Source organism: Caballeronia sp. J97 (assembly GCF_905220305.1).
In the GTDB taxonomy this organism is placed as follows: domain Bacteria; phylum Pseudomonadota; class Gammaproteobacteria; order Burkholderiales; family Burkholderiaceae; genus Caballeronia.
The window spans coordinates 72,253-93,689 of record NZ_CAJMZL010000028.1 but is presented as its reverse complement, the minus strand read 5'-3'; the positions used below and the strand labels follow the sequence as shown (position 1 = coordinate 93,689).

21 protein-coding genes and 1 pseudogene are annotated in these 21,437 nt (G+C 64.8%); 11 read left to right on the top strand and 11 right to left on the bottom strand.

What is annotated here, in order from left to right:
* Window positions 1–60 precede the first annotated feature (60 nt).
* A pseudogene (locus U4Y90_RS28005) lies at window positions 61–698 on the bottom strand (LysE family translocator).
* Window positions 699–881: 183 nt separating this feature from the next.
* Between U4Y90_RS28005 and wrbA the strand changes: the two are divergent.
* Complete coding sequence (gene wrbA, locus U4Y90_RS28000; protein ID WP_321799506.1) at window positions 882–1,484, top strand: NAD(P)H:quinone oxidoreductase; 603 nt, start codon at window positions 882–884, stop codon at window positions 1,482–1,484.
* A 109-nt stretch (window positions 1,485–1,593) separates the two neighbouring features.
* Here wrbA and U4Y90_RS27990 read toward each other — a convergent pair whose 3' ends face one another.
* The 3 genes from U4Y90_RS27990 to U4Y90_RS27980 are packed head-to-tail and all read right to left on the bottom strand — an operon-like array spanning window position 1,594 to window position 4,176.
* The gene (locus U4Y90_RS27990) at window positions 1,594–3,210 is read right to left on the bottom strand and encodes an alkaline phosphatase D family protein (RefSeq protein ID WP_321799504.1); all 1,617 of its coding nucleotides are present in this window, start codon (window positions 3,208–3,210) and stop codon (window positions 1,594–1,596) included.
* On the bottom strand, window positions 3,168–3,758 hold the full coding sequence (locus tag U4Y90_RS27985; protein WP_321799502.1) for a universal stress protein: 591 nt from the start codon (window positions 3,756–3,758) through the stop codon (window positions 3,168–3,170). The genes U4Y90_RS27990 and U4Y90_RS27985 overlap by 43 nt, the downstream gene beginning before the upstream one ends.
* Window positions 3,759–3,789: 31 nt before the next feature.
* On the bottom strand, window positions 3,790–4,176 hold the full coding sequence (locus U4Y90_RS27980) for a TerB family tellurite resistance protein (RefSeq protein WP_321799500.1): 387 nt from the start codon (window positions 4,174–4,176) through the stop codon (window positions 3,790–3,792).
* 411 nt (window positions 4,177–4,587) lie between these two features.
* On the opposite strand from U4Y90_RS27980, the gene U4Y90_RS27975 reads away from it, so the two are divergent.
* Together U4Y90_RS27975 and U4Y90_RS27970 are read left to right on the top strand one after the other, a co-directional pair.
* Window positions 4,588–5,070 (top strand): glycoside hydrolase family 108 protein, encoded by a 483-nt coding sequence (locus tag U4Y90_RS27975; RefSeq protein WP_321799499.1) that lies wholly within the window; start codon window positions 4,588–4,590, stop codon window positions 5,068–5,070.
* Window positions 5,070–5,759, top strand: coding sequence for a hypothetical protein (locus U4Y90_RS27970; RefSeq protein WP_321799529.1), 690 nt, complete (start codon window positions 5,070–5,072; stop codon window positions 5,757–5,759). The genes U4Y90_RS27975 and U4Y90_RS27970 overlap by 1 nt, the downstream gene beginning before the upstream one ends.
* 359 nt (window positions 5,760–6,118) lie before the next feature.
* Here U4Y90_RS27970 and U4Y90_RS27965 read toward each other — a convergent pair whose 3' ends face one another.
* Window positions 6,119–6,886: an IclR family transcriptional regulator domain-containing protein gene (locus U4Y90_RS27965; RefSeq protein ID WP_321799497.1), complete on the bottom strand. Its 768-nt coding sequence runs from the start codon at window positions 6,884–6,886 to the stop codon at window positions 6,119–6,121.
* 266 nt (window positions 6,887–7,152) lie between these two features.
* Here U4Y90_RS27965 and U4Y90_RS27960 point away from each other — a divergent pair, with 266 nt between their 5' ends.
* Window positions 7,153–8,562 carry an MFS transporter gene (locus U4Y90_RS27960; protein ID WP_321799496.1) on the top strand — a complete coding sequence of 470 codons (1,410 nt, stop codon included), beginning with the start codon at window positions 7,153–7,155 and terminating at the stop codon, window positions 8,560–8,562.
* Between the two features lie 128 nt (window positions 8,563–8,690).
* Complete coding sequence (locus U4Y90_RS27955; RefSeq protein ID WP_321799494.1) at window positions 8,691–9,605, top strand: LysR family transcriptional regulator; 915 nt, start codon at window positions 8,691–8,693, stop codon at window positions 9,603–9,605.
* 9 nt (window positions 9,606–9,614) lie between these two features.
* Here the strand turns inward: U4Y90_RS27955 and U4Y90_RS27950 are convergent, their stop codons facing one another.
* Both U4Y90_RS27950 and U4Y90_RS27945 read right to left on the bottom strand, forming a co-directional pair.
* The gene (locus U4Y90_RS27950) at window positions 9,615–10,535 is read right to left on the bottom strand and encodes a helix-turn-helix domain-containing GNAT family N-acetyltransferase (protein ID WP_321799492.1); all 921 of its coding nucleotides are present in this window, start codon (window positions 10,533–10,535) and stop codon (window positions 9,615–9,617) included.
* A gap of 10 nt (window positions 10,536–10,545) precedes the next feature.
* Window positions 10,546–11,559: an AraC family transcriptional regulator gene (locus U4Y90_RS27945; protein ID WP_321799490.1), complete on the bottom strand. Its 1,014-nt coding sequence runs from the start codon at window positions 11,557–11,559 to the stop codon at window positions 10,546–10,548.
* Window positions 11,560–11,733: 174 nt separating this feature from the next.
* On the opposite strand from U4Y90_RS27945, the gene U4Y90_RS27940 reads away from it, so the two are divergent.
* Window positions 11,734–12,588, top strand: a complete 855-nt coding sequence (locus tag U4Y90_RS27940) for a class I SAM-dependent methyltransferase (protein WP_321799488.1) — start codon at window positions 11,734–11,736, stop codon at window positions 12,586–12,588.
* Window positions 12,589–12,631: 43 nt separating this feature from the next.
* Here the strand turns inward: U4Y90_RS27940 and U4Y90_RS27935 are convergent, their stop codons facing one another.
* From U4Y90_RS27935 to U4Y90_RS27920, 4 genes are all read right to left on the bottom strand, one after another.
* Window positions 12,632–13,678, bottom strand: coding sequence for a Gfo/Idh/MocA family oxidoreductase (locus U4Y90_RS27935; protein WP_321799487.1), 1,047 nt, complete (start codon window positions 13,676–13,678; stop codon window positions 12,632–12,634).
* Window positions 13,679–13,741: 63 nt separating this feature from the next.
* Complete coding sequence (locus tag U4Y90_RS27930; RefSeq protein ID WP_321799486.1) at window positions 13,742–13,957, bottom strand: hypothetical protein; 216 nt, start codon at window positions 13,955–13,957, stop codon at window positions 13,742–13,744.
* A gap of 80 nt (window positions 13,958–14,037) precedes the next feature.
* Window positions 14,038–15,414: an ATP-binding protein gene (locus tag U4Y90_RS27925; RefSeq protein WP_321799485.1), complete on the bottom strand. Its 1,377-nt coding sequence runs from the start codon at window positions 15,412–15,414 to the stop codon at window positions 14,038–14,040.
* A complete protein-coding gene (locus U4Y90_RS27920) occupies window positions 15,411–16,073 on the bottom strand; it encodes a response regulator (protein ID WP_321799483.1) in 663 nt (220 codons plus the stop codon). The genes U4Y90_RS27925 and U4Y90_RS27920 overlap by 4 nt, the downstream gene beginning before the upstream one ends.
* Window positions 16,074–16,273: 200 nt before the next feature.
* Here U4Y90_RS27920 and U4Y90_RS27915 point away from each other — a divergent pair, with 200 nt between their 5' ends.
* The 5 genes from U4Y90_RS27915 (at window position 16,274) to U4Y90_RS27895 (ending at window position 21,399) form a co-directional block, all read left to right on the top strand.
* Window positions 16,274–16,663, top strand: coding sequence for a hypothetical protein (locus U4Y90_RS27915; RefSeq protein ID WP_321799481.1), 390 nt, complete (start codon window positions 16,274–16,276; stop codon window positions 16,661–16,663).
* Window positions 16,664–16,919: 256 nt separating this feature from the next.
* A complete protein-coding gene (gene hpnI / locus U4Y90_RS27910; RefSeq protein WP_321799480.1) occupies window positions 16,920–18,122 on the top strand; it encodes a bacteriohopanetetrol glucosamine biosynthesis glycosyltransferase HpnI in 1,203 nt (400 codons plus the stop codon).
* 22 nt (window positions 18,123–18,144) lie between these two features.
* Window positions 18,145–19,569 (top strand): hopanoid biosynthesis associated radical SAM protein HpnJ, encoded by a 1,425-nt coding sequence (gene hpnJ, locus U4Y90_RS27905; protein ID WP_321799478.1) that lies wholly within the window; start codon window positions 18,145–18,147, stop codon window positions 19,567–19,569.
* Window positions 19,570–19,573: 4 nt separating this feature from the next.
* Window positions 19,574–20,407: a hopanoid biosynthesis-associated protein HpnK gene (gene hpnK, locus U4Y90_RS27900; RefSeq protein WP_321799477.1), complete on the top strand. Its 834-nt coding sequence runs from the start codon at window positions 19,574–19,576 to the stop codon at window positions 20,405–20,407.
* Entirely contained in the window at window positions 20,404–21,399 is a 996-nt protein-coding gene (locus U4Y90_RS27895) for a lysylphosphatidylglycerol synthase domain-containing protein (protein ID WP_321799475.1), read from the top strand. The genes hpnK and U4Y90_RS27895 overlap by 4 nt, the downstream gene beginning before the upstream one ends.
* Window positions 21,400–21,437: the final 38 nt, after the last annotated feature.

Below are 21,437 nucleotides of genomic sequence, written 5' to 3'. Positions count from 1 at the left end.
TGAGCGTAGCCGCCGATGCTCCGGATGAAAAGCCGAACCGCACACGGTGCGGCAAATCCGCTACACGCGCGAGCTCAGCAGCCGGATGCCCGCCGCGCCGAACACGAGCGCGAGACACGCATCGAGGCCGCGCTGGATGCGTTGTAGACGCGCCGCGCGGACGCCATTGAAAAGAGCGCGGCGTAACCGCCGAACACGCATACGCCGATGCACAGGCATCCCGCGACGACGACGAGCATATGTCCCGGCCCTTCGCCCGCCGACGAACCGAGCGCCGCCACCGACATCCACACGAGAATCGCCTTCGGATTGGTCAGATGCAGCAGCGCGCCGCGCGCGTAAAGCCTGCGGCCGCTTTGCCCCCGCGCATCCGCCGAGGATGTGCGCACCGGCGGCTTCAACGCCGCGCGTCCCGACTTGAACGCGAGCCACAGCAGATACAGCCCGCCGCAGATCTTCACGGCGATGAGAAAGCCCGAGTACGCAGTCAGCGCGGCGGAGAGACCGAGCGCGGCGAGCATCGCCCAGAAGAACGAACCGGACATCACGCCCGCCGCGAACGCGAAGGCCGCGCGCCGGCCGGACGCGCTCGCAATCGACATGATCGCGAGATTGCTCGGCCCGGGGCTCGCCGTGCCGACGAAATACGCCGACCAGGCGAGAAGCAGATTCGCGCTAAGCAAGGCGTGACCGTTCATGGCGGTTGCGTCTCCGGTTTGGGTTTCGGCAGTGTCGTCGACGAAAGGCGCGTGCGTCCATGAACGCTTCGGATGGGCGCGGGCAGGCCAGTTCCTTGCGAATGTGCTGCGCGGTGCTATCTTTGAAGGCGCGCAAGGAACCGCGCATCTCCATCCGATGCACCCTCCACACAAGGACACATCATGGCGAAAGTACTGGTTCTCTACTATTCGATGTACGGCCACGTCGAAACGATGGCGCAGGCGATTGCAGAAGGCGCGCGCAGCGTCGCGGGCGCGGAAGTCACGCTCAAACGCGTGCCCGAAACGATTCCCGCCGATCAGGCCGCGAAGATCGGCGTGAAGCTCGACCAGCAGGCGCCGGTCGCCACCATCGACGAACTCGCCGATTACGACGCGATCATCTTCGGCACGCCGACGCGCTTCGGCAACATGGCGGGTCAGATGCGCACCTTCCTCGACCAGACGGGCGGACTGTGGGTGAAGGGCGCGCTCGTCGGCAAGATCGGCAGCGTATTCTCGTCGACGGCTTCGCAGCACGGCGGGCAGGAAACCACGATCACGTCGTTCCATAACACGCTGCTGCATCACGGAATGGTGATCGTCGGCGTGCCGTATGCGTGCGCCGGACTCACGAACATGAGCGAGATTTCCGGCGGCACGCCCTATGGCGCGACGACGCTCGCCTCCCCCGACGGCAGCCGCCAGCCCTCGCAAAACGAACTCGATATCGCGCGCTATCAGGGCAAGCATGTCGCCGAACTGGCGAACAAGCTCGCCGGATAGATGCGTTACCGCGCGTAGTTTTCGAGACCTTCGGCCAGTGCGTCGAAGGTCGCGCGGCAACGAAGACTCGCGCGCAGGTCCTCGTGCATCGTCACCCAGGCTTCGATGCTCAGGCTTCGACGTCGAGCTTCACTTCGTAGAGCGACTTGCCGTTCAGGTCGTGCAGCGAGACCGTCAGCGCACGGCTCACCGGATCGATTTTCGCGCGGCCATAGTACTGCTGCAGCGACGCCGGCGAACGATTCTGCGGATTGTCCTTCGGCACGCTCACGTAGCGCAGTTCCGGACCGAATGTCATGTCGAGATCGTTCGGGCCGAACGTGCCCGCGTTGATCGGCCCGCCGACGAATTCCCAGAATGGCTTGAACTCGGTGAACTTCGCGCGCGACGGATCGTAGTGCGTCGCCTGCGCATAGTGCACGTCCGCCGTGATCCACACGACGTTCCTGATGTCTTCCCGCTTGATGAAGCGCAGGATTTCGGCAAGCTCCAGTTCGCGGCCGGACGGCGTGCCGTTGTCCGCGTTAGCCCATGCCTCGAAGGTGCCCTTCGGCACGTCGGGGTTCAGATCGGGCACGACGAGCGAGATCGGCATGTCGCTCGCAATCACCTTCCATGTCGCGCGCGACGCCTTCAGCGAAGCCTTCAGCCACGCGGTCTGCTGCGAGCCGAGGAACGCCGAGTCCGCATCGAGACGCGTCTGTCTGTTCGGCGAGTTCGCGCCACGATACGAACGCTCGTCGAGCATGAACACATCGAGCAGCGGACCGAACTGAAAGCCGCGATACACCTGTTCCGGATCGAGCTGGTTGATGCGATACGGGTTGTATTCGAACATCGCCTGCTTCGCGCGCGCTTCGAGCAGATCGATCGCGCGCGTCTGATAGCGCTTCTCCGCTTCGCCGATGACCTGTCCCGGATACCAGTTGTTGCGCACTTCGTGATCGTCCCATTGCACGAGGAACGGCACTTCGGCTGCGAAGCGGCGCTTGTTCCTGTCGAGCTGGTTGTATGCGAAGGCCGCGCGATAATCGGCGAGCGTCTGCGCGACATGCGACTTGCCTTCGGTGACGACGTTGGTCCACATCGTGCCGTCGGGCAGTTTCACTTCCGGTTCGATCACGCCGTCCGCGTAGATCTGATCGCCCTGATGGATGAAGAAGTCCGGCGATTCGCGGCGCATCGCTTCATAGATGCGATAGCCGCCGAAGCGCTCGTTGATGCCCCAGCCCTGCCCGGCTTCATCGCCGGAGAAGACGAAGCAGATAGGCTTGTCCGCATCGAGCGACGCGGTGCGCAGGCGTCCCGTCACCGGCTCGCTGTACGCCTTGCCATCGACGAGATCCTGAAAGCGCACGCGATAGAACACGTCGGCGCCGGGCGGCAGGCCGGTCAGATCGACGCGCGCCGTGAAGTCGCTCGAGTCGAGCGCGGCCGGTCCGATGCGCCGTTGAAACGTCCTGAAGCTCTCGCTCGTCGAGTACTCGACGATCATGCGCGACGGCCGGTCCGCGGGGCTCCACACGATGCCGCTCGTCGCGGTGACATCGCCGCTCATCACGCCGCCGGGTAGTTGCGGGCGCAACTTGTCGGCGGTGACGACGGCGGGCGCGACGCCTTGCGCGAGCGCATCGGCGAGACCCGCGCCCGTGAGCGCGAGCCCCGTGCCGGAAACGAGACCCTTCAGCAAGGCGCGTCGGGACGGTTTGACGATGCGATCCGGCATGGCGAGCTTCCTCTGGAACTGTACGTTGGAGTCGTGACGCGCTGCGTCGAATCGACGATGTTAAAACGTAACGGTGTCGCTTTTGTTTCAACGGGCGCTTCATTGCCCGCACGGTTCGACGCGATGAGCACGCGACGATTGCTGTGACGGCTCACTGCATCGGCCACGCGCTCTTCCCAGAAGCGCCAGTGCGTGGCTTGGGTGCGGCCGATCACGATGAGATCCGCATCGAACTCGCGCGCCGCCTGCGCGATCACGCGCGCGAGCGTCGTGCCGCCCGGCAGGTCCATCGTCACGCATACGCCGTTGATGCTCGATGCGCGTATCGCCTGCAGCGTGCGCTTCTCGACTTCGCGCGCGAGTTCGTCGATCTGCGCGAACGCCGCGCCGAAGTCGTACTGCGTGGACGATATCGCCCAGAACGGCGCGCGATCCACCACGTGAAGCGCCGTGAGGCGCGCATTGAATTCGCGGGCCCGTGCGATGCCGAGCGCGAGCGCGGCATGGCTGTATCCCGGTCCCACTGCCACGAGAATGTGCTGTTGCATGATGTCGTCTCCGATCGATGGTTCGCGCGATTCAATGCATGCGCCAGGCGCGCTTCACCGCATCGATCACGGCGGCTTCGGTGCAAGTCATGAAACCGTCCGCGACCACCGCCGATTCGCAGAGCATCAGCACGTCGCGTCGTCTGTCCTCGTCGCATACTTCTTTCGCGAGCTGCTCCACGACATGCGGATCGACGCGACAGACGTCGTCCCATGTGAGATACGAACATTGCGTGAGGTCCTCGCAGACTTCGCGCACGACTTCATGCAACTCTCCCGCATGAAGCCCGAGCCGCGCATAGAATCCGCGCCGTTCGAGCTCCTCGATTTCCGCACTGCCGATATGCCCGTCCGCGATCAGCGACATCACGACAATGCGCGCCGCCGCGCGGGGACTGTCCGATGGATAGTGGCGCATGGCTTTTCTCCTCGATGAAACGTCGTCAACGAAAGGCAGTGCGATGGTTTCGATCAGTAGCGCGCCGCCCGGTTGACTTGCATCGTAGGCGCGGACAATGAGCGTCGAATGAGCAGGCCATGTCTGCGCGGACCGAACAAGCGCGCTGAAAATCGTTGGCCGGCGCACGACAGTCCGCTTTCCTTCGCACGTTTTTCCATCGCCTTGAAAGGCCTGTCGCACAAGGCTTGCACGCCGCTCGTACGTCGCCTGGCATAGCCGATGCATAAAGCCTTGCCGTCGCGTCATGACTGCCTGCCACTGCTTGACGCGACCGGGCCGGCCGCCTCGCGTGCCGGCCCGTTTCTTCCGGCGCCGCGGGTTTCGCATCGCGAGTTTCCGGCGGCACGCGCAGGCGCCCAGGAGATCACCATGAACAACTTCGATGACGCCTTCGAAGCGCTGATCGGCAGCGAAGGCGGCTACTCATTCCATCCGGCGGACCCCGGCGGCGAAACGATGTGGGGCGTAACGGCGCGCGTCGCGCGCGGATACGGCTACGCGGGCGCGATGAAGGACCTGCCCCTCGACCTCGCGAAGCGCATTGCCAAGCAGAAGTACTGGGATCCGCTGCATCTGGACGAATTCGATCCGCGCGTCGCGTTCCAGATCTTCGATGCGAACTACAACGGCGGCCTCGTCGTGCTGTGGATGCAAAAGGCATCGGGCGCGAAGGAAGACGGCAAGTTCGGCCCCGATACCGTCGATGCCGTGAAGGCCGCCGATCCGATGCGCTTCGTCTTGCGCTTCGTCGCGTATCGATTGCGTTATCTGAAGGGCCTGCATGCATGGCCGACGTTCAGCCGCGGCTGGACCGAGCGCATGGCGACGAATCTTCTACTGGGAGCAGCATGATGGACTGGTCGAAAGTGGCAGCAACGATCGGCGCGAAGGCGCCTCTTCTGGCAGGTCTCATCGGCGGGCCGGTCGGGCTCGGCGTGAGCACGGCGGCCGCGATCATCTCGCATGCGCTCGGCACGCCGAGCGATCCGGATGTCGTCGAGACCGCGCTCAACGATCCCGCGGCGCTCGACAAGATCAGTCAGGCCGAAAGCGCGAACTCGCTGCAGTTGCAGCAGCTCGTGGTGGCGGCCGCGCAGGCGCGCCTTTCATTCGAAGCGGACATGGCGCGCATCGCGGCGGGCGATCGCGCCGATGCGCGCGCGATGGGCATCGCGAACAAGGACTGGGTGCCCAAGGTGCTCGCGATGTGCGTGACCGGCGGCTTCTTCGGCATTCTGCTGTTGATGGCGTTGCGCGCGTTGCCCGAGGCGAATCGCGATCTCGTGAACGTCGTGGTCGGCGCGCTCGGGACCGCGTGGATCAGCATCATCGGGTATTACTTCGGGACGTCGGCAGGCTCGATGCGCAAGACCGAACTGCTTGCGCAGCCGAGCGTGCCGATCACGCCCGAGACCGCTGTCACGTTGCGCGATCCGGCGCCGGCATCGGCGTCCCGCGATCAGTCCGGCGCGAGCGTCGACCATGCGCCGCGCGCTTTCAGCCCGGGTGGACAAGGGCCGATCTTCACGGGTGCGTCCTGAGCGTCGTCGCGTCGGAGTCCGGTCCTCGGATCGTAGGGACGCGCCGGATGGTGCGCGATGTTCTCGAATTGCGGCCGCATCGCATCGCTGAAGGTCTTCTTCTGCTGATCGGTGAGGCCGCTGTAGAACCCGAGCCACGCCTTCGCCGATTGTCCGGATAACGGCGCGTCCTGTTGTTCCGCGTTCTCGTGCATCGCGTGGAGCAGGGTCAGGCTGGTCTCGTCGTCGACTTCGAACAGAACGCCGATAACTCCCGAAAAGCCTCACCTTTAGCTCGATCGGCACGCGCGCCGGGCCCTTTGATAAGGGGCTTTCACGCCCGAGCGTGCGCCCGCTCCCGAATACCCTCACCTTTGCGGTCAGATCACGTTCAACATCGACAACGCCGTCTCCTGCAACGGCTGCAACACGCGGGCGAGCGCCGCCTCGCCCGTCTCCTTGCCGATGGGCATGTTCGCCGACAATGCCGCCACCACCTCACCATGCCGGTTCTTCATCGGCACCGCGACACCGCGCACGCCCATCTGCAACTGCTGCTCGATCGCGACGTAGCCATCCACGCGCGCCTGCCGGATCTTCTCGTAGAGCTTTTCCTTGTTGGTGATCGTGAGCGGCGTAAAGGGCTTGAACTCGGTCGCGTCGAGCCAGCCGCGCACCGAGGTCTCGTCCATGTATGCGAGCATCGCGATACCGCCCGACATCAACGCGGCGGGCACGCGCGCGCCGAGCACGAAGCCCGTCGTCATCACGCGCGTCGAGCCGTTACGCGCGATGATCACGAGATCCCAGTCGTCGAGGACGCTCACGTACACCGATTCGTGAATCAGCGCGCTCAACTGCTGCAGATAAGGCTGCACGATGCGCGGCAGCCGCGCCGATTCGAAATAGGACCATCCCATGCGCAGCACGCGCGGCGTGAGATTGAAGAGCTTGCCGTCGGTCTGCACGTAGCCGAGATGGGCGAGCGTCAGCAGATAGCGCCGCGCGGCCGTGCGCGTGAGGCCCGTGCGCGTCGCGGCCTGCGTCGGCGTCATGCGCGCGTGCTGATCGTCGAAGGCTTCGAGGATCGCCAGCCCCTTTTCCAGACCGGCTATCCAGTCGCGCTTATCGAGTTCCGGTTTAGTCATGCTCGCATGCTTGTTTAGTTATGGATCACGTGATGTTTCGGCGCTCCACCAAAGCCATTTGCTAGTGCTAACCCCCAAAGTGATCGATTATCGGACACTCGCGTTCGATAATCGCGCAAAACTTATCACAGAATGTTGATCGAAAGGGGTTGCGCTTTTATTCTCCAATCACTTTCAGAGCGACGCGCAATTCCGGTTCGAATGCCCCGCCGCTCGGCCAGGTTCCCAGGCTCAACTCCATAAACCCATTGTTCGGAGACATCTCTATGGCTAGCCCTAAGGAAGACGCGCACAGCGGCCGCCAGGCGAAAAAAGCGACCGCGAGCGGCTGGATCGGCTCGGCGCTGGAGTATTACGACTTCTTCATTTACGCCCAGGCCGCCGCACTCATTTTCCCGCAGTTGTTCTTCCCGTCGGGCAATCCGAAGGTGGCGATCATCGCGTCGCTCGCGACGTACGGCGTGGGTTACGTCGCGCGTCCGATCGGCGCGTTCGTGCTCGGCCATCTGGGCGATACGCACGGCCGCAAGAACGTGCTGCTCATCTGCATGTTCCTGATGGGTTTCTCGACGATGGCCGTCGGTCTGCTGCCGACGTATCACCAGATCGGCATGGCGGCGCCCGCGCTGCTCGTCGTGTTGCGCCTGATCCAGGGCTTCGCGGTGGCCGGCGAAATCTCCGGCGCCAGTTCGATGATTCTGGAGCACGCGCCGTTCGGACGTCGCGGCTACTACGCGAGCTTCACGCTGCAGGGCGTGCAGGCCGGCCAGATTCTCGCCGCTGCCGTGTTCCTGCCGCTCGCCACGTTCATGCCGGAAGACATGTTCAACTCGTGGGGCTGGCGTGTGCCGTTCCTGCTGTCGGCCTTCGTGCTGGTCGCGGGCTACATCATCCGTAAGGAAGTGCACGAGACGCCGGCGTTCACGTCCGAAGAATCGCACGGCGATCTGCCGAAGTCGCCGATCAAGGAAGCGTTCGCCAACAGCACGCCCGACATGATCCGCGTCGTCTGCATGGCGCTGATGAACGTGATTCCCGTCGTCGCGACGATCTTCGGTGCGGCGTATGCGGTGCAGTCTTCGTATGGCATCGGCTTCCACAAGAGCGTGTATCTGTGGATTCCGGTGGTCGGCAACATCGTCGCGGTGCTGGTGATTCCGTTCGTCGGCAATCTGTCGGACAAGATCGGCCGTCGTCCGATGATGATCGGCGGTTCGCTGATCTCGGGTGTGCTGGCGTTCGCTTATCTCTACGCGATCAGCATCCACAGCGTGCCGCTCGCGTTCCTGATGTCGCTTCTGATGTGGGGTGTCGTGTACCAGGGCTATAACGCGATCTTCCCGAGCTTCTATCCGGAACTGTTCCCGACCCGCTCGCGTGTCTCGGCGATGGCGATTGCACAGAACATCGGCACGACCATCACCGCGCTGCTGCCGGCACTCTTCGCCGCGGTTGCGCCCCCGGGATCGAACAACATCCCGCTGACGGTCGGCTCGATTGCCCTGGGCGTGACGATCATCGCGGCGATCGCGGCTTACTCGGCGCGTGAGACGTATCGCATCCGCCTGAACGATCTGGGCAAGAAGGACGCCGTGCCGATGAGCGAGCAAGAGTATGAGCGTCTGCGTGCCGACTCGATCTCCGTGGATAAGGTCGCCAAGGCTCGCCACGCATAAAGTTGACCGTGTTGGAGTGATTTGCCGGGCCCTTCGGGGCCCGTTTTTTTTGCGCCCGCTTTTCGAGCGTCACACGCGCCGCGCCGCGATATCATGAATGCCGTTCGATCCATGACGCGGAGGCATGTATGGCGGGCTTCAACGAACGCATTCTCAACGGCATCAGCGTGTTCGCGGCGATCGTCGATGCGGGCACGTTCGCTGCTGCCGCCGATCGTCTCGGCATGTCGCAGCCCGGCGTGAGCCGTGCGATCGCGCGTCTCGAAGCGCGTCTGAAGATTCGTCTTTTCGATCGCACGACACGCAGCGTGTCGCTGACCGACGACGGCCGGCGTTTCTTCGAACACGTGATGCCGCATCTCGCCGGCCTGGAGGAAGCGGCGACGATGGCATCGGAGGGCGCGACGGCCGTGCGCGGGCGACTGCGCGTAAACGTCGATCCGATCTTCTCGCGGCTTCTGCTCGGACCGAAGCTCGATGCGTTCCTCAAGGCGCATCCCGATCTGCAACTCGAACTCATCACGAGCGACCGTCTCGGCGACATGATCGCGGACGGCTTCGATCTCGCCGTGCGCTTCGGCGAGCCGCGCGATTCGAGTCTCGTCGCGCGCAAGCTGCTCGATACGCCGGTGCGCACGGTGGCCGCGCCGTCATATCTCAAGCGGCGCGGCAAGCCCGCGACGCCGCAGGCACTCGCCGAAGAATCCCATACGTGCATCGAGTTTCGCGATCCCGAAACGGGTCGGCCGTTCGCATGGCAGTTTCATCGCGGGAGAAAGCGCATTGCCGTGGACACGCGCGGCCGTCTTACGCTGAACGATCCGGGCACGATGCTGAGCACGCTCCTTTCGGGCCACGGCATCGCGCAGATTCTTCTGCTCGGTCACGAGCACCTGCTCGCGAATGGCAAGCTCGTCGACCTGTTCCCTGACTGGCCCGACGAGCGCTTTCCGCTGTATGCGTTCTATCCGTCGCGACATCATCCGCCGGCGAAGACGCGCGCGTTTCTCGATCTCGTCATCGCGCTGACTGGAACGCGCTGACGAGAGGTGTCAACGCAAGGCTTTCTCGAACCAGTGATCCGCATAGGCCTCGGCGCTGAATGCGGCAACCTCGACATAGCCCGAGCGCCGGTACAGGCTGATCGCCTCCGCGAGCGACTTGTTCGTCTCGAGACGCAGCACCCTCGCGCCGTTCCGCAACGCGAGCTTTTCGGCCTCTTCGAGCAAGCGCCGTCCGACGCCCAGCCCGCGCGCGGCCGCGCTTACCCACATGCGCTTCAACTCGGCCGGAGACGAGCCGTGAAACTTGAGCGCCACGCAACCGATCGCCGCGCCGCGAAGCCTCGCCACGATCAGCGCGCCCTGCGGCGCGGTCAATTCGTGCGCGTCGGCGGACAGGCTGACGGACGGATCGAAGCCCGAATCGAAGCGCGCGTTCAGCTCCGCGAAGTATTGATCGATGCACCATTGCGCATCGGCGCTCGTCGGATCTTCGATCGCAAAGCGAACCAGCGAGGGCTGCAGCAAGCGCTCGACTTCGGCCATCGCTGCGATCAGCCTCTGGCGCTGCGCGTCGTTCAATGGCGCGAGCATGCCGCCGGCGACCGCGTCAGAAAGCCGCTCGAGTTCATCGCGTTCGACGCGGCCCGCTTCGGTGAGCGTGGCGCGGCGCACCCGGCGGTCATCGGGACGAGCCCCGACCGCGACGAGGCCCTGCCGCTCCAGCGCCGCAAGCGTGCGGCTCAGATAGCCCGAATCGAGACCCAGCCGCTCGCGCAGCACGCGAAGATCGACGCCCTCGGCACCGATCTCCCAGACGAGCCGCGACTCGCCCATCGGGCGGCCTCGTCCGAGGAAATGGTCGTTGAGCGCACCGATGCCCTCGGCAACGGTGCGATTGAAGCTGCGAATCTGGCGGATATCGGTCGGGTTCATATCTCTGACTCTAGTCAGAGAATCGGCGGACGTCAATTCGAATCGCTCAAGGCTCTTGCGTCACGGCCTCCGCGCGCCTCTTTTCGCGGCGCCACGTTGCGGGCGGCTTGCCGACGAGTCGCTTGAACGCGCGAATGAACGCCGCCTCGGATGCGTATCCGACGTCCTGCGCGACGACCGCGATCGTCGAGTTCGTGTTGCGCAGCAGCCCGGACGCGACCTGCATGCGCCAGTTGACGAGATATTGCATCGGCGGCAAGCCGATCATGTCGACGAAACGCTCGTGCAATGCCGAACGCGAGAGGCCCACGCGCTCGCCGAGTTCCTCGACGGTCCATTCGTGCGCGGGCGCATCGTGCATGACGGCAAGCGCGCGTCCGACGAAACGATCGCGCAGGCCCGCGAGCCAGCCGCGGCTTTCATCGGGCAGCACGTCGACGTAACGGCGCACGGCATCGACGAACATCATCTCGCTCATGCGTTCGAGCATCGCTTCGCCACCCGGCCGCTTGAAACGGGATTCGACGACGGCCTGCTGCATGAAGTGATTAATCCAGCCCTGCGTGCCGCTCTCCTTCAGATGCAGAAGCCGCGGCAAGGTCGCGATCAGCGGATTGAACGGTCGCAGATCGCAGCCGAGGAAGCCGCACACCAGCATCGTTTCATATGCGTCGTCGGGACAGGGATTGTTGCGCGCTTCAACCGCGTCATAGGTCAGCGTGAAGGGCAACTGATCGATCTTCGCCGACAGCGCGCCGACGTCGATCTCCGCGCGAATGCCGGGCGCGCTCGAGATCACATGCGCGTCGCCGTGCGGAAACACGATGATATCGCCGCTCGCGAGACGCACCGGCGCTTCTCCGACGATCGCGCCCCAGCAGCTTCCGCGCGTCACGACGTGATACTCCATCACGTGCTCGCACTCCGGCATGACGATGCTGGCGATATCGCGCGCGGGCGGCGCTTCGGCCGCCCAGTTGCGATTGCCGCTCACGTGAAAGAAGAGTGCGCCGCGCAGGCGCACCGTGCGCAGCACATCGGAAAGGATGTCGTGGCTCATGTCGGCTCCCGCGGGTACGCAAGCATTGCCATGACGCGGCGCGAAGACGAAGCGGACGAACGGGCAATTCGCAGCGACTCGCGGACAGGCGTCGAAGCGATGGTAACGGGATACTGCACGTGCCCGCCATCAGGGCGATGCTCGACACATCATCCGCACACTGGAGAAGGAACCATGCATGCGTTGAATACATCCACGGTCTGCGACGAGGCGACCCGTCCGCAACCCGATTTCGCCTCGATCAAGGCCCGGCAGCAGGCCACCTGGGCCAGCGGAGACTTTGCGGTCGTCGGCACGACGTTGCAGATCGTCGGCGAGATGCTCGCCGAAGCGATCGATGTGCGCGCGGGCGAGCGCGTGCTCGATATCGCCGCCGGCAATGGCAACGCGACGCTCGCCGCCGCGCGCCGCTTCGCGCACGTGACGTCGACCGACTACGTTCCCGCTCTTCTGGAAAAGGGCCGTGCGCGCGCGCTAGCCGAAGGGCTCGCGGTCGACTTCGAGGTCGCCGACGCGGAAGACCTGCCCTTCGACGACGGCAGCTTCGATGTCGTGCTATCCACGTTCGGCGCGATGTTCACGCCGGATCACAAGCGTCCCGCGAGCGAGATGCTGCGCGTGGCGAAGGGCGGCGGACGCATCGGCATGGCGAACTGGACGCCCGAGGGTTTCATCGGCCAGTTGTTCAAGATCATCGGCGCTTATGTGCCGCCGCCCGCAGGGCTGCAATCGCCCGCGCTGTGGGGGACCGAGCCGCATCTCGTCGCGCTTTTCGGCGCCGAGGCCGCCGACATTCGCTGCGTGCGCAAGCACTTCAACATGCGCTATGAATCGAGCGCGCATTGGCTGCGGGTGTTCCGCGATTATTACGGACCGGTGCACCGCGCGTTCGCGGCGCTCGATTCGGAAAAGCAGGCCGATCTCGAACGCGACATCGACGGCCTGCTCAAACGCTGCAATGTGGCGGGACCGTCATCGCTCGTGGTGCCGAGCGAGTATATGGAGGTCGTGATCGTGAAGCGCCGATAGAAGATTCACGCGCCGTCCGCGGCGCGTGAATCGCTTCGGAATATCAAAGCGTGACGGGCTTCTCGCTGCGCGCGCTTTCGATGATCGCCGCGAGCGTCGCGGCATTGTCGAGGCTCACTTGCGCGTAGTACTCGATCGCGGCGGCATCGCGCGTCGCGACCATGCGCGCGAAACTTTCCGCCGCGAAGAAAAAGCCGCTGCCCGCTTCGGACACGATCGGCTCGAACGGCACGGAATTGGGAATGCCACGACGCACGCGCATCTGGCTCGGCAGATAGCCGTATTGGTCGCCGGCGGTCTCCGCGCTCGTGTGGTTGAGATACTCGGTATCGAGCGTGCCTTGCGTGCCGATGATCGTCGCGTACCGATGATTCGCCGCATCCATCGAGCACGAGACCTGCGCGCGGCGGCCATCGGCATAGATGAGCGTCGTCATGAGACTGATGTCGACGTTGCTGCCCGCCCACGTCGCGACCGCATCGACGCGTTGCGGCGCGCATCCCATCACGAGACGAATGAGGCTCAGCGGATAGCTGCCCGCATCGAGCAACGCGCCGCCGCCGAGCTCCGGCTTCATGCGGATGTTCGCGCCGGGATTGCCCACCGTGAAGCCGAAGCTCGCCTGAATGGCGCGCACCTCGCCGATCGCGCCTTCGCCGATCAGCGCCATCATCGCGGCGGTCTGAGGCTGAAAGTAATACGGGAACGATTCGAGCAGCATCACGCCGTTGCGGTCAGCGGCTTCGAACATGCGTGCGGCTTCGTCGCGATCGAGCGCGAGCGGCTTCTCGCACAGGATGTGCTTGCCGTGGTCCGCCGCCTTGATGGCCCATTCGGCATGCAGGCTGTTCGGCAGCGGAATATAGACGGCGTCGATATCCGGGCTCGCGAGCAGCGCGTCGTAGCTGCCGAACCATTTCTCGATGCCGTTCGCTTCGGCGAAGGCTCTTGCGTTTTCGTCGCTGCGGCTCGCGACCGCGACGACGCGCACCTTCTCGCTCGGTCGGACGTCACGCGTGAATTGCCTGGCGATATTCGCGCCGCCGAGAATGCCGAGGCGCAGTACGGATGAAGCTTGAGTCGAAGACAAGGCTGGCTCCTTGAATTTGTACCAAATGGTTCATCCTCTAAAGGTACCACAACCGCGCACGCTTCAGGGCGCACACTTGTCAGGACGAACCTTCGTGCCGCGCTGCTCGACCGGCACGTGGCAATTGTCCACCCGTTGGTCGTCGCTCGCCTTGTCGCCGAGTCGCTCTTTCAGGGTCTTCGGCTCGGATGCCGCATCCGACGCCGCGACGGGCGCTTGCGCCGCAAGCGCAACGCCGGTCCACACGACACACGCGCATAGCAAGGCGAGCTTCTTCATGATGGGCCGGCATGAAAGGAGGAAACAAGCAAGCTTCGCCGGGCGGCATCCGCGCGACGCCCCGCTTCTTGCGCTTTCATTCACGCATGCATTCCACTGACGATATCCTTCGCGCGCGCCGATGCGACCGCGCGCAAGCCGCGCACCGAAACGACGAGTCCGCTGGCATCGTCACGGTTCATGATTTCGAGCGTCGCGTGATGCCGCTGCGCGACACGCAGTGCGATCGCGAGTCCCAGCCCGCTGCCGTGCCCCGTCGTGCCGATGCATCGATAAAAGCGGTCGCATACCCGCTCTATCTCGCTGTCCGGAATGCCCGGTCCGGAGTCGAGCACGGTCAGCGCGATGCCTTCGGTCTCGCGCCGCAACGTCACATCGACGCGGCCGCCATGCGGCGTGTGGCGGATCGCGTTGTCGAGCAGATTGTTCACGAGCACCGCGAGCGCGTGCGTGTCGCCCATGACGACGAACGCGTCGTGATCGTCCCGCGCGTGTTCGAGTTCGAGACCGAGGTCGATCGATCGTGCTTCCGCCAGCAACGAGAAGTCGCTCACGCGGCTTTCGCAGAGCATGCGCAGACTCATCGGCGCGATGGCCGCTTCGCGCGCGGCATCTTCGCGCGCCATGCTGAGCAGTTGCTGCGCGAGATGGATGAGGCGGTTCAGGCGGCCATCGATTTTCGCGAGCGTCGCGCCGTCGACCTGAAGCGAGCCATCGCCGATCGCGCCCTGGATTTGCAGCTTCAGTGCGGTAAGCGGCGTGCGGAGTTCATGCGCCGCATCCGCGACGAACGCGCGCTGCGCATGCGATGCCTCGCCCAGGCGCACGAGCAGATCGTTCAGCGCATTGACGAGGGGACGCAGCTCGTCGGGCATAGGCTTGTCGAACGCAATGGGTTCGAGCGATTCCGGCGAGCGCGCGGCGAGCGCTTGCGACACCCAGCGCACCGGCGAAAGCCCTCGCGCAACGACGACGAGCACGATCACGACGAGCACGGGAATCAGCAGGGCCAGCGGCCAGATCGTGCGCAGCGCGAGGGACAGCGCGAGATCGTCGCGAATGAAATAAGGCTGGGCCACCTGCACGAAGCGCTCCGGCTGCGCGACGCCGAACGCGCGCCAGAGATAGCCTTCCCGCTCCACTGACTGGAAGCCGACGCCGAAGCGCGGCAGCGCGGGCTCGTGCGGCGAATGGTAAACGAGACGCCCGGTCCGGTCCCAGATGTCGATGACGAGCCGGTCGTCCGCGATGCCGTGCAGTTCGGGATTGCGGCCGAGCGCGACGTCTTCGGCGCCGATGTTCTGCGGCAGCGAGAGCGCGACGGTGCGCAGTTCATAATCGAAAAGCTCGCCTGCCTCCAGGCGCGCGGCGCTGAAAATGCCGATGCCCGCGATCAGGCACGCAACGCCGAGGCCGCAGATGAGCCAGCCGAGCAGCCATCGGCGAATCGAGGTCATCCGATCCTCTTCAGTCGATAACCGACGCCGCGCACCGTCACGATCTCGTCCGCGCCGATCTTGCGCCGCAGGCTGTGCACATGGACTTCGATCGCGTTGCTGCCCACTTCCTCGCCCCAGCCGTAAAGCTTCTCTTCGAGCTCCGGGCGGCGAAACACGCGCGACGGCTCCTCGATCAGCGCCTGCAGCAGCGCGAACTCGCGCGGCACGAGATTGAGCGCGACGCCGCCCTTGGTCGCTTCGTGCGCAGCGGGATCGAGCGTCAGCTCGCCGTGCGAATACACCGGATGCTTGTGCCCCGTGCGGCGTCTGAGCAGCGCGCGCACGCGGGCCGCGAGCTCGTCGAGATCGAACGGCTTCATCAGGTAGTCGTCCGCGCCGGCGTCGAGGCCGCGGATGCGGTCGTCGACGGCATCGCGCGCGGTCAGGATCATCACGGGCGCGTCTCCGCCGTTCTTGCGATAGGTCGCGAGCACGTCGAGGCCGTTGCGCTTGGGCAGGTTCAGGTCCAGCAACACGAGGTCGTACACGCCGTTGCCGAGCGAAAGCTCCGCGGCTCGCCCGTCCTGCGCCCAGTCCACGGTGTAATTCGCGCGGCGCAACGCGGCGAGCACGGTCTCCGCGATCATCTCGTCGTCCTCCACCAATAACAGGCGCATGCGCTTTCTCCAGGCTCGAAAAGGTCGCCGCCGATTCTCCGGCCTGCATGCTTAAGCGCCACTTAAGTTGTGCGCGCAGCCGCACATTATGTCTCCGTTACCGGCTTTGTGCGCCGCCGGCTTAAGCATCGCATAAGGTTCGCCCACGCACTATACCGTCCAGCGCGCCGATTCGCGGCCGTGCGGCCCCGGAGATGCCGATGCGAGCGTCCACTCTCGTTTCCCTGCGTGCGAACACGGTGCTGATTGCATTGTGCATAGCCGCGTCGGATGCGGCGTGGCTCACGGTCTGTGGCTGCACGGGCCATGTGCACGCGCTCGAAACCACAACGGTGCGTCTCGCGACGCTCGCGAGCGCGGCGGGCATCGTGCTCGTCGTGCGGCGCGTCGCGAAACTCGCATTCGATGCGGCCAGGGCGGCAAGGCGCATCGCATGGGCCGCCGACCAGCTCGTGATCGACGGCAACGGTCCAGGCGACTGGCTCGTGCAACTTCATGTGGAACTTCATCCGGCCGGATTACGACCAGGCGCCGCGCACGCGTGCAAATGCGCTGCGGCGTCGTGCAGAGTGCCACGCGGTCGGGCGTGACCTCGGAAACGCGCCCGATCTCCTTCACCCGGCTCCTGAGCCGGGTTTTTTTCGTCCACGACAGGTGCCGGGCGTGAGGATACACATCGCTTTCACGCGTATTTCAATGTGCATTCGTTCGCTTACCTAAGCATATCTTAAGGTTTGGACGGGCAGTCTTCGGGTTCTCGATGCACGTTCGAACCGTTGCGACGTGCAAGGCAACCGTGGGGATCATCATGCCGTCGTCGATTTGCTGCATGCAGCCGAAGCGATCATGACAGCGCATTCGGTTCCGTTGTTCTTGTGGCTCGTCATCGCGCTGTGCTGCGCCGCGGCCTGCCACGCGACGCTCGCGGCGCTCGCCTTTCCAGGGCTGCGCGGGACTGCCGGCACGCCGCGCGTTGGCGACATGCCCGGCCCCGTCAGCGTACTGAAGCCGCTTTGCGGCATCGAGCCGCGTCTCTACTCGAATCTCCAGACCTTCTGCACGCAGTCGCATCCGTCGTATCAACTGTTGTTCGGCGTGGCGAGCGCGGACGATCCCGCGGCCGGCGTCGTCGAGCGGCTCATGCGGGCCTTTCCGAACCACGATATCGAGCTCGTGATCGACGGCACCGCGCATGGCAGCAATCGGAAGGTCGCCAACCTGATCAACCTCGCCGCGCGCGCGAAGCACGATGTGATCGTGATCGCGGACAGCGATATCGCCGTCGAGCCGGACTATCTCGTGCGCGTGACGGAGCCGCTCGCCGATGCGGACGTCGGGGTCGTCACATGCCTGTATCGCGCGCGGCGTGTGGGTGGCTTCTGGTCGCGCATCGGCGCGCTTTTCATCGACGAATGGTTCGCGCCTTCGGTGCATGTGGCGAATGTGCTCGGGCAAAACCGCTTCGGCTTCGGCGCGACGCTCGCGCTCAGGCGCGACACGCTCGCGAAGGTCGGCGGCTTCGTCGCGCTGCGCGACTGTCTCGCGGACGACTACTGGCTCGCGGAGCACGCGCGCGCGCACGGCTTGCGCACGGTGCTGTCCGATGTGGTCGTCGCAACCGATGTGATCGAACGCGACCTCGCCGCGCTCTGGAGCCGCGAAACGCGCTGGCTGCGCACGATCCGCTCGCTCAATCCGCTCGGCTTCGCGTGCCTGTGCCTTACGTTCACCACGCCGTGGCTTCTGACGAGCGCGTTACTCGGGCTCGGATTCGAGCACGGCACCGATCCCGCTCAAACCATCGCGGACACCATCGTCGATCTGAGCACATCGCTCGGTCTCTCCGCGCGGCTCTTGCTGCACGCGCGAAGCGCGCGCTCGTGGCGCGCGTTCTGGCGCGACCTGCCGCTCATTCCGTTGCGCGACCTGCTGATGTGGCTCCAGTGGCTCAGCGCATCGTTCGGATCGAGCGTCGTGTGGCGCGGCGTGCGCATTCCGCTCGACGCCCCCGGCCAACGCTACGACGCCAACGCCTCCGACAGTCAATGACGCATTCACCGGAACTCGCATCATGAAGCACACGCTCTTTCTGCAAGCGCCCTCCTTCGACGGCTTCGATGGCGGCGCCGGTTCGCGCTATCAGGCTAAGCGCGAAATACGTTCGTTCTGGTATCCGACGTGGCTCGCGCAGCCCGCCGCGCTCATCGCCGGCAGCCGCGTGCTCGACGCGCCCGCCGACGGCCTGTCCGTCGACGCCGCGCTCGATATCGCCGCGCAGTACGAGCTCGTCGTCATCCATACGAGCACGCCGTCGTTTCCCACCGACGCGTTGTTCGCCGAGCATCTGAAAGCGCGCGCGCCTTCCGTGCTGATCGGCATGGTGGGCGCGAAGGTGGCCGTCGATCCGCACGGCTCGCTCGCCGCGAGCGAGGCGATCGACTTCGTATGCCGCGAGGAATTCGATTTCACGTGCAAGGAGATCGCCGAAGGCTGCGCGTTCGCCGGGATTAAGGGACTCAGCTATCGGCTGCCCGACGGCTCGATCGAACACAACGAAGCGCGCCCGATCCTCGAGAACATGGACGAGCTGCCGTTCGTCGCGCCGGTCTACAAGCGCGATCTCAAGATCGACAACTATTTCATCGGCTATCTGAAGCATCCGTACGTGTCGATTTATACGGGACGCGGCTGCCGTTCGCGCTGCACGTTCTGCCTGTGGCCGCAGACGGTGGGCGGGCATCGCTATCGCGTACGCTCGGTCGAGAACGTGCTCGCCGAAGTGAAGTGGATTCGCGACAACATGTCCGAGGTAAAGGAGATCATGTTCGACGACGACACATTCACCGACTTCCGGCCGCGCGTCGAGGAAATCGCGCGCGGGCTCGGCGAGCTCGGCGTCACCTGGTCGTGCAATGCGAAGGCGAACGTGCCTTATTCGACGCTCAAGATCATGAAGGACAACGGCCTGCGGCTTCTGCTCGTGGGCTACGAATCCGGCGACGATCAAATCCTTCTGAACATCAAGAAAGGGCTGCGCACGGATATCGCGCGACGCTTCTCCGACGATTGCCGCAAGCTCGGCATCAAGGTGCACGGCACGTTCATCCTCGGCTTGCCGGGCGAAACGAAGGAGACCATCGAGAAGACCATTCGATACGCGAAGGAGATCAATCCGCATACGATCCAGGTGTCGCTCGCCGCGCCCTATCCCGGCACGACGCTGTACAAGCAGGCCGTGGAAAACGGCTGGCTCGCGGAGAACAAGGTCATCAATCTTGTCAGCAAGGAAGGCGTGCAACTCGCCGCGATCGGCTATCCGCATCTGTCGCGCGAAGAGATCTATCACGATCTCGAACGCTTCTATAAGCGCTTTTATTTTCGTCCGTCGAAGATCTGGGAGATCGTGCGCGAGATGCTCACGAGCTGGGACATGATGAAGCGACGCCTGCGCGAAGGCGTCGAATTCTTCCGTTTCCTGCGCGCGCACGAGGCGTGATGTCGTGCGCGGGATCATCGTCACCGCCGACGACTTCGGCCTGCACGAGCGCGTGAACGAAGCGGTGGCGCGCGCGCATCGCGAGGGCGTGCTCACGTGCGCGAGCCTCATGGTGGGCGCACCCGCCGCGCACGACGCGGTGAAGACCGCGCGCGCGTTGCCGGACCTGCGCGTCGGTCTGCATCTGGTGCTGACCGATGGCGCCGCTTCGCTGCCGCATTGGTCGATACCCGAGCTCGTCGATGCGCGCGGCAACTTCGAAGGCTCGATGTTCGCAAACGGCGTGCGCTTCCATCTGCTGCGAAGCGTGCGGCGGCAACTCGCGAATGAGATCTTCGCGCAGTTCAACGCATTCGCCGCGACCGGACTCGCGCTCGATCACGTCAACGTGCACAAGCACTTTCACCTGCATCCGACGGTACTTGAGCTGATCCTCGAGATCGGGCCGCAATTCGGCATGCGCGCGATGCGGCTGCCGCGCGAGATGCATGGTTCGCTCTTGCTCAAGCCATGGGTCGCGCTGATGAAGAAGCGCCTCGATGACGCGGGCGTCGATCATAACGACTGGGTCGCGGGTATCGCGTCGACCGGCCGCATGGATGAAGCCGCGTGGCTCGCGCTGCTCGCGAAGGCGCCTGAAGGCCTGCTCGAAATCTACAGTCATCCCGCGACGGACGGCGCGCCGTTGACGCCCGCGATGCGCGACTATCGTCATGCGGACGAACTGGCGGCCTTGTGCTCGCCGCGCGTGGCCCGCGCAATCGAAGCGACGGGCGCAATGCACGGCGGCTTCGCCGATGTGTTCGGCCACGCGCCCACGCGGGAGCCAGTCACGTGAGGACCTGGCTCAAGCGCGTGGCGTGGCTGCGCTGGCCGGCGGCCGTCGCGTTGCTGGTCGCGCTCGCGTTGCACGAAGGCATTGCGGATGCGTTCACGCTCATCGGGCGCACGGGCCCCGTGCTGGTGTGGCTCGTGCCGCTGCACGCATTGCCGCTGTTGCTCGATGCGCGCGCGTGGCAGCTTCTGCTCGACAAATGCATCGGCCTGCCCGCGCTCTGGTGGATCGCCGTCGTGCGTGAGGCGGTCGGGCGACTGTTGCCGGTGCTCGGCATCGGCGGGGAACTCGCGGGCATCCGGCTCGGTACGCGCTATACGCCGGATGTGAGCCGCATGAGCGCGTCGGTGATCGTCGAAATGCTCGTGACGATCGCGGTGCAATACGCGCTCGCGATCCTCGGCCTCCTGCTGCTGCGCTTTCACGCGAGCGATGCGCGCGGCATCGGCGACATGATCGGCGCGGGGCTGATTGCTTCGCTGCCTGTCTGCATCGCGGCGTTCGTCGTCGCTCACAGGGGCGCGCCGTTCCATCGGCTCGAAGCGATCGCGCGGCGCTGGCTCGATCCCGCTCACGCACTGGCGGCCAGACTCGACGGCAAGCGGCTCGATCGCGACATTCGCGCGTTGCTGCGGCGCACGCCGCTCCTCGCGCGGGCGTTCGCGTGGCAGTTCGCGGGATACGTGCTCGGCGCGGTCGAAGTCTATGCGGCCTTCGCGATGCTCGGTCATCCGGTGTCCGTCGCTGGCGCGATCGCCATCGAATCGCTCACGCAGGCCGTGCGCAACGCGGTATTCATCGCGCCCGCGGGACTCGGCGTTCAGGAAGCGACGATCGTCGCGATTGCATCGGCGTTCGGCGTCGAGCGGGAGGCCGCGCTTTCGTTCGCGTTGCTGCGACGCATGCGCGAGTTCGCGTGGGGCGGCATCGCGATCGTGCTGCTGCGCGCGGTGGAACCGAAGCGCGCACGCGTCCTCACGCGCGAAAGCGGCTAAAGGTGAGAACTTTCGGGAACACGATTTTTCTTGCGAAA

What these genes read in the sequence shown, in the direction of transcription:
- U4Y90_RS27960 (WP_321799496.1), top strand. Translation starts at nt 7,153, where the DNA reads ATGGCTAGCCCTAAGGAAGACGCGCACAGCGGCCGCCAGGCGAAAAAA.
- U4Y90_RS27970 (WP_321799529.1), top strand. Translation starts at nt 5,070, where the DNA reads ATGGACTGGTCGAAAGTGGCAGCAACGATCGGCGCGAAGGCGCCTCTT.
- U4Y90_RS27915 (WP_321799481.1), top strand. Translation starts at nt 16,274, where the DNA reads ATGCGAGCGTCCACTCTCGTTTCCCTGCGTGCGAACACGGTGCTGATT.
- U4Y90_RS27980 (WP_321799500.1), bottom strand. Translation starts at nt 4,176, where the DNA reads ATGCGCCACTATCCATCGGACAGTCCCCGCGCGGCGGCGCGCATTGTC.
- wrbA (WP_321799506.1), top strand. Translation starts at nt 882, where the DNA reads ATGGCGAAAGTACTGGTTCTCTACTATTCGATGTACGGCCACGTCGAA.
- U4Y90_RS27975 (WP_321799499.1), top strand. Translation starts at nt 4,588, where the DNA reads ATGAACAACTTCGATGACGCCTTCGAAGCGCTGATCGGCAGCGAAGGC.
- U4Y90_RS27945 (WP_321799490.1), bottom strand. Translation starts at nt 11,559, where the DNA reads ATGAGCCACGACATCCTTTCCGATGTGCTGCGCACGGTGCGCCTGCGC.
- U4Y90_RS27955 (WP_321799494.1), top strand. Translation starts at nt 8,691, where the DNA reads ATGGCGGGCTTCAACGAACGCATTCTCAACGGCATCAGCGTGTTCGCG.
- U4Y90_RS27990 (WP_321799504.1), bottom strand. Translation starts at nt 3,210, where the DNA reads ATGCCGGATCGCATCGTCAAACCGTCCCGACGCGCCTTGCTGAAGGGT.
- U4Y90_RS27925 (WP_321799485.1), bottom strand. Translation starts at nt 15,414, where the DNA reads ATGACCTCGATTCGCCGATGGCTGCTCGGCTGGCTCATCTGCGGCCTC.
- U4Y90_RS27965 (WP_321799497.1), bottom strand. Translation starts at nt 6,886, where the DNA reads ATGACTAAACCGGAACTCGATAAGCGCGACTGGATAGCCGGTCTGGAA.
- U4Y90_RS27985 (WP_321799502.1), bottom strand. Translation starts at nt 3,758, where the DNA reads ATGCAACAGCACATTCTCGTGGCAGTGGGACCGGGATACAGCCATGCC.
- hpnI (WP_321799480.1), top strand. Translation starts at nt 16,920, where the DNA reads ATGACAGCGCATTCGGTTCCGTTGTTCTTGTGGCTCGTCATCGCGCTG.
- U4Y90_RS27920 (WP_321799483.1), bottom strand. Translation starts at nt 16,073, where the DNA reads ATGCGCCTGTTATTGGTGGAGGACGACGAGATGATCGCGGAGACCGTG.
- hpnJ (WP_321799478.1), top strand. Translation starts at nt 18,145, where the DNA reads ATGAAGCACACGCTCTTTCTGCAAGCGCCCTCCTTCGACGGCTTCGAT.
- U4Y90_RS27930 (WP_321799486.1), bottom strand. Translation starts at nt 13,957, where the DNA reads ATGAAGAAGCTCGCCTTGCTATGCGCGTGTGTCGTGTGGACCGGCGTT.
- U4Y90_RS27940 (WP_321799488.1), top strand. Translation starts at nt 11,734, where the DNA reads ATGCATGCGTTGAATACATCCACGGTCTGCGACGAGGCGACCCGTCCG.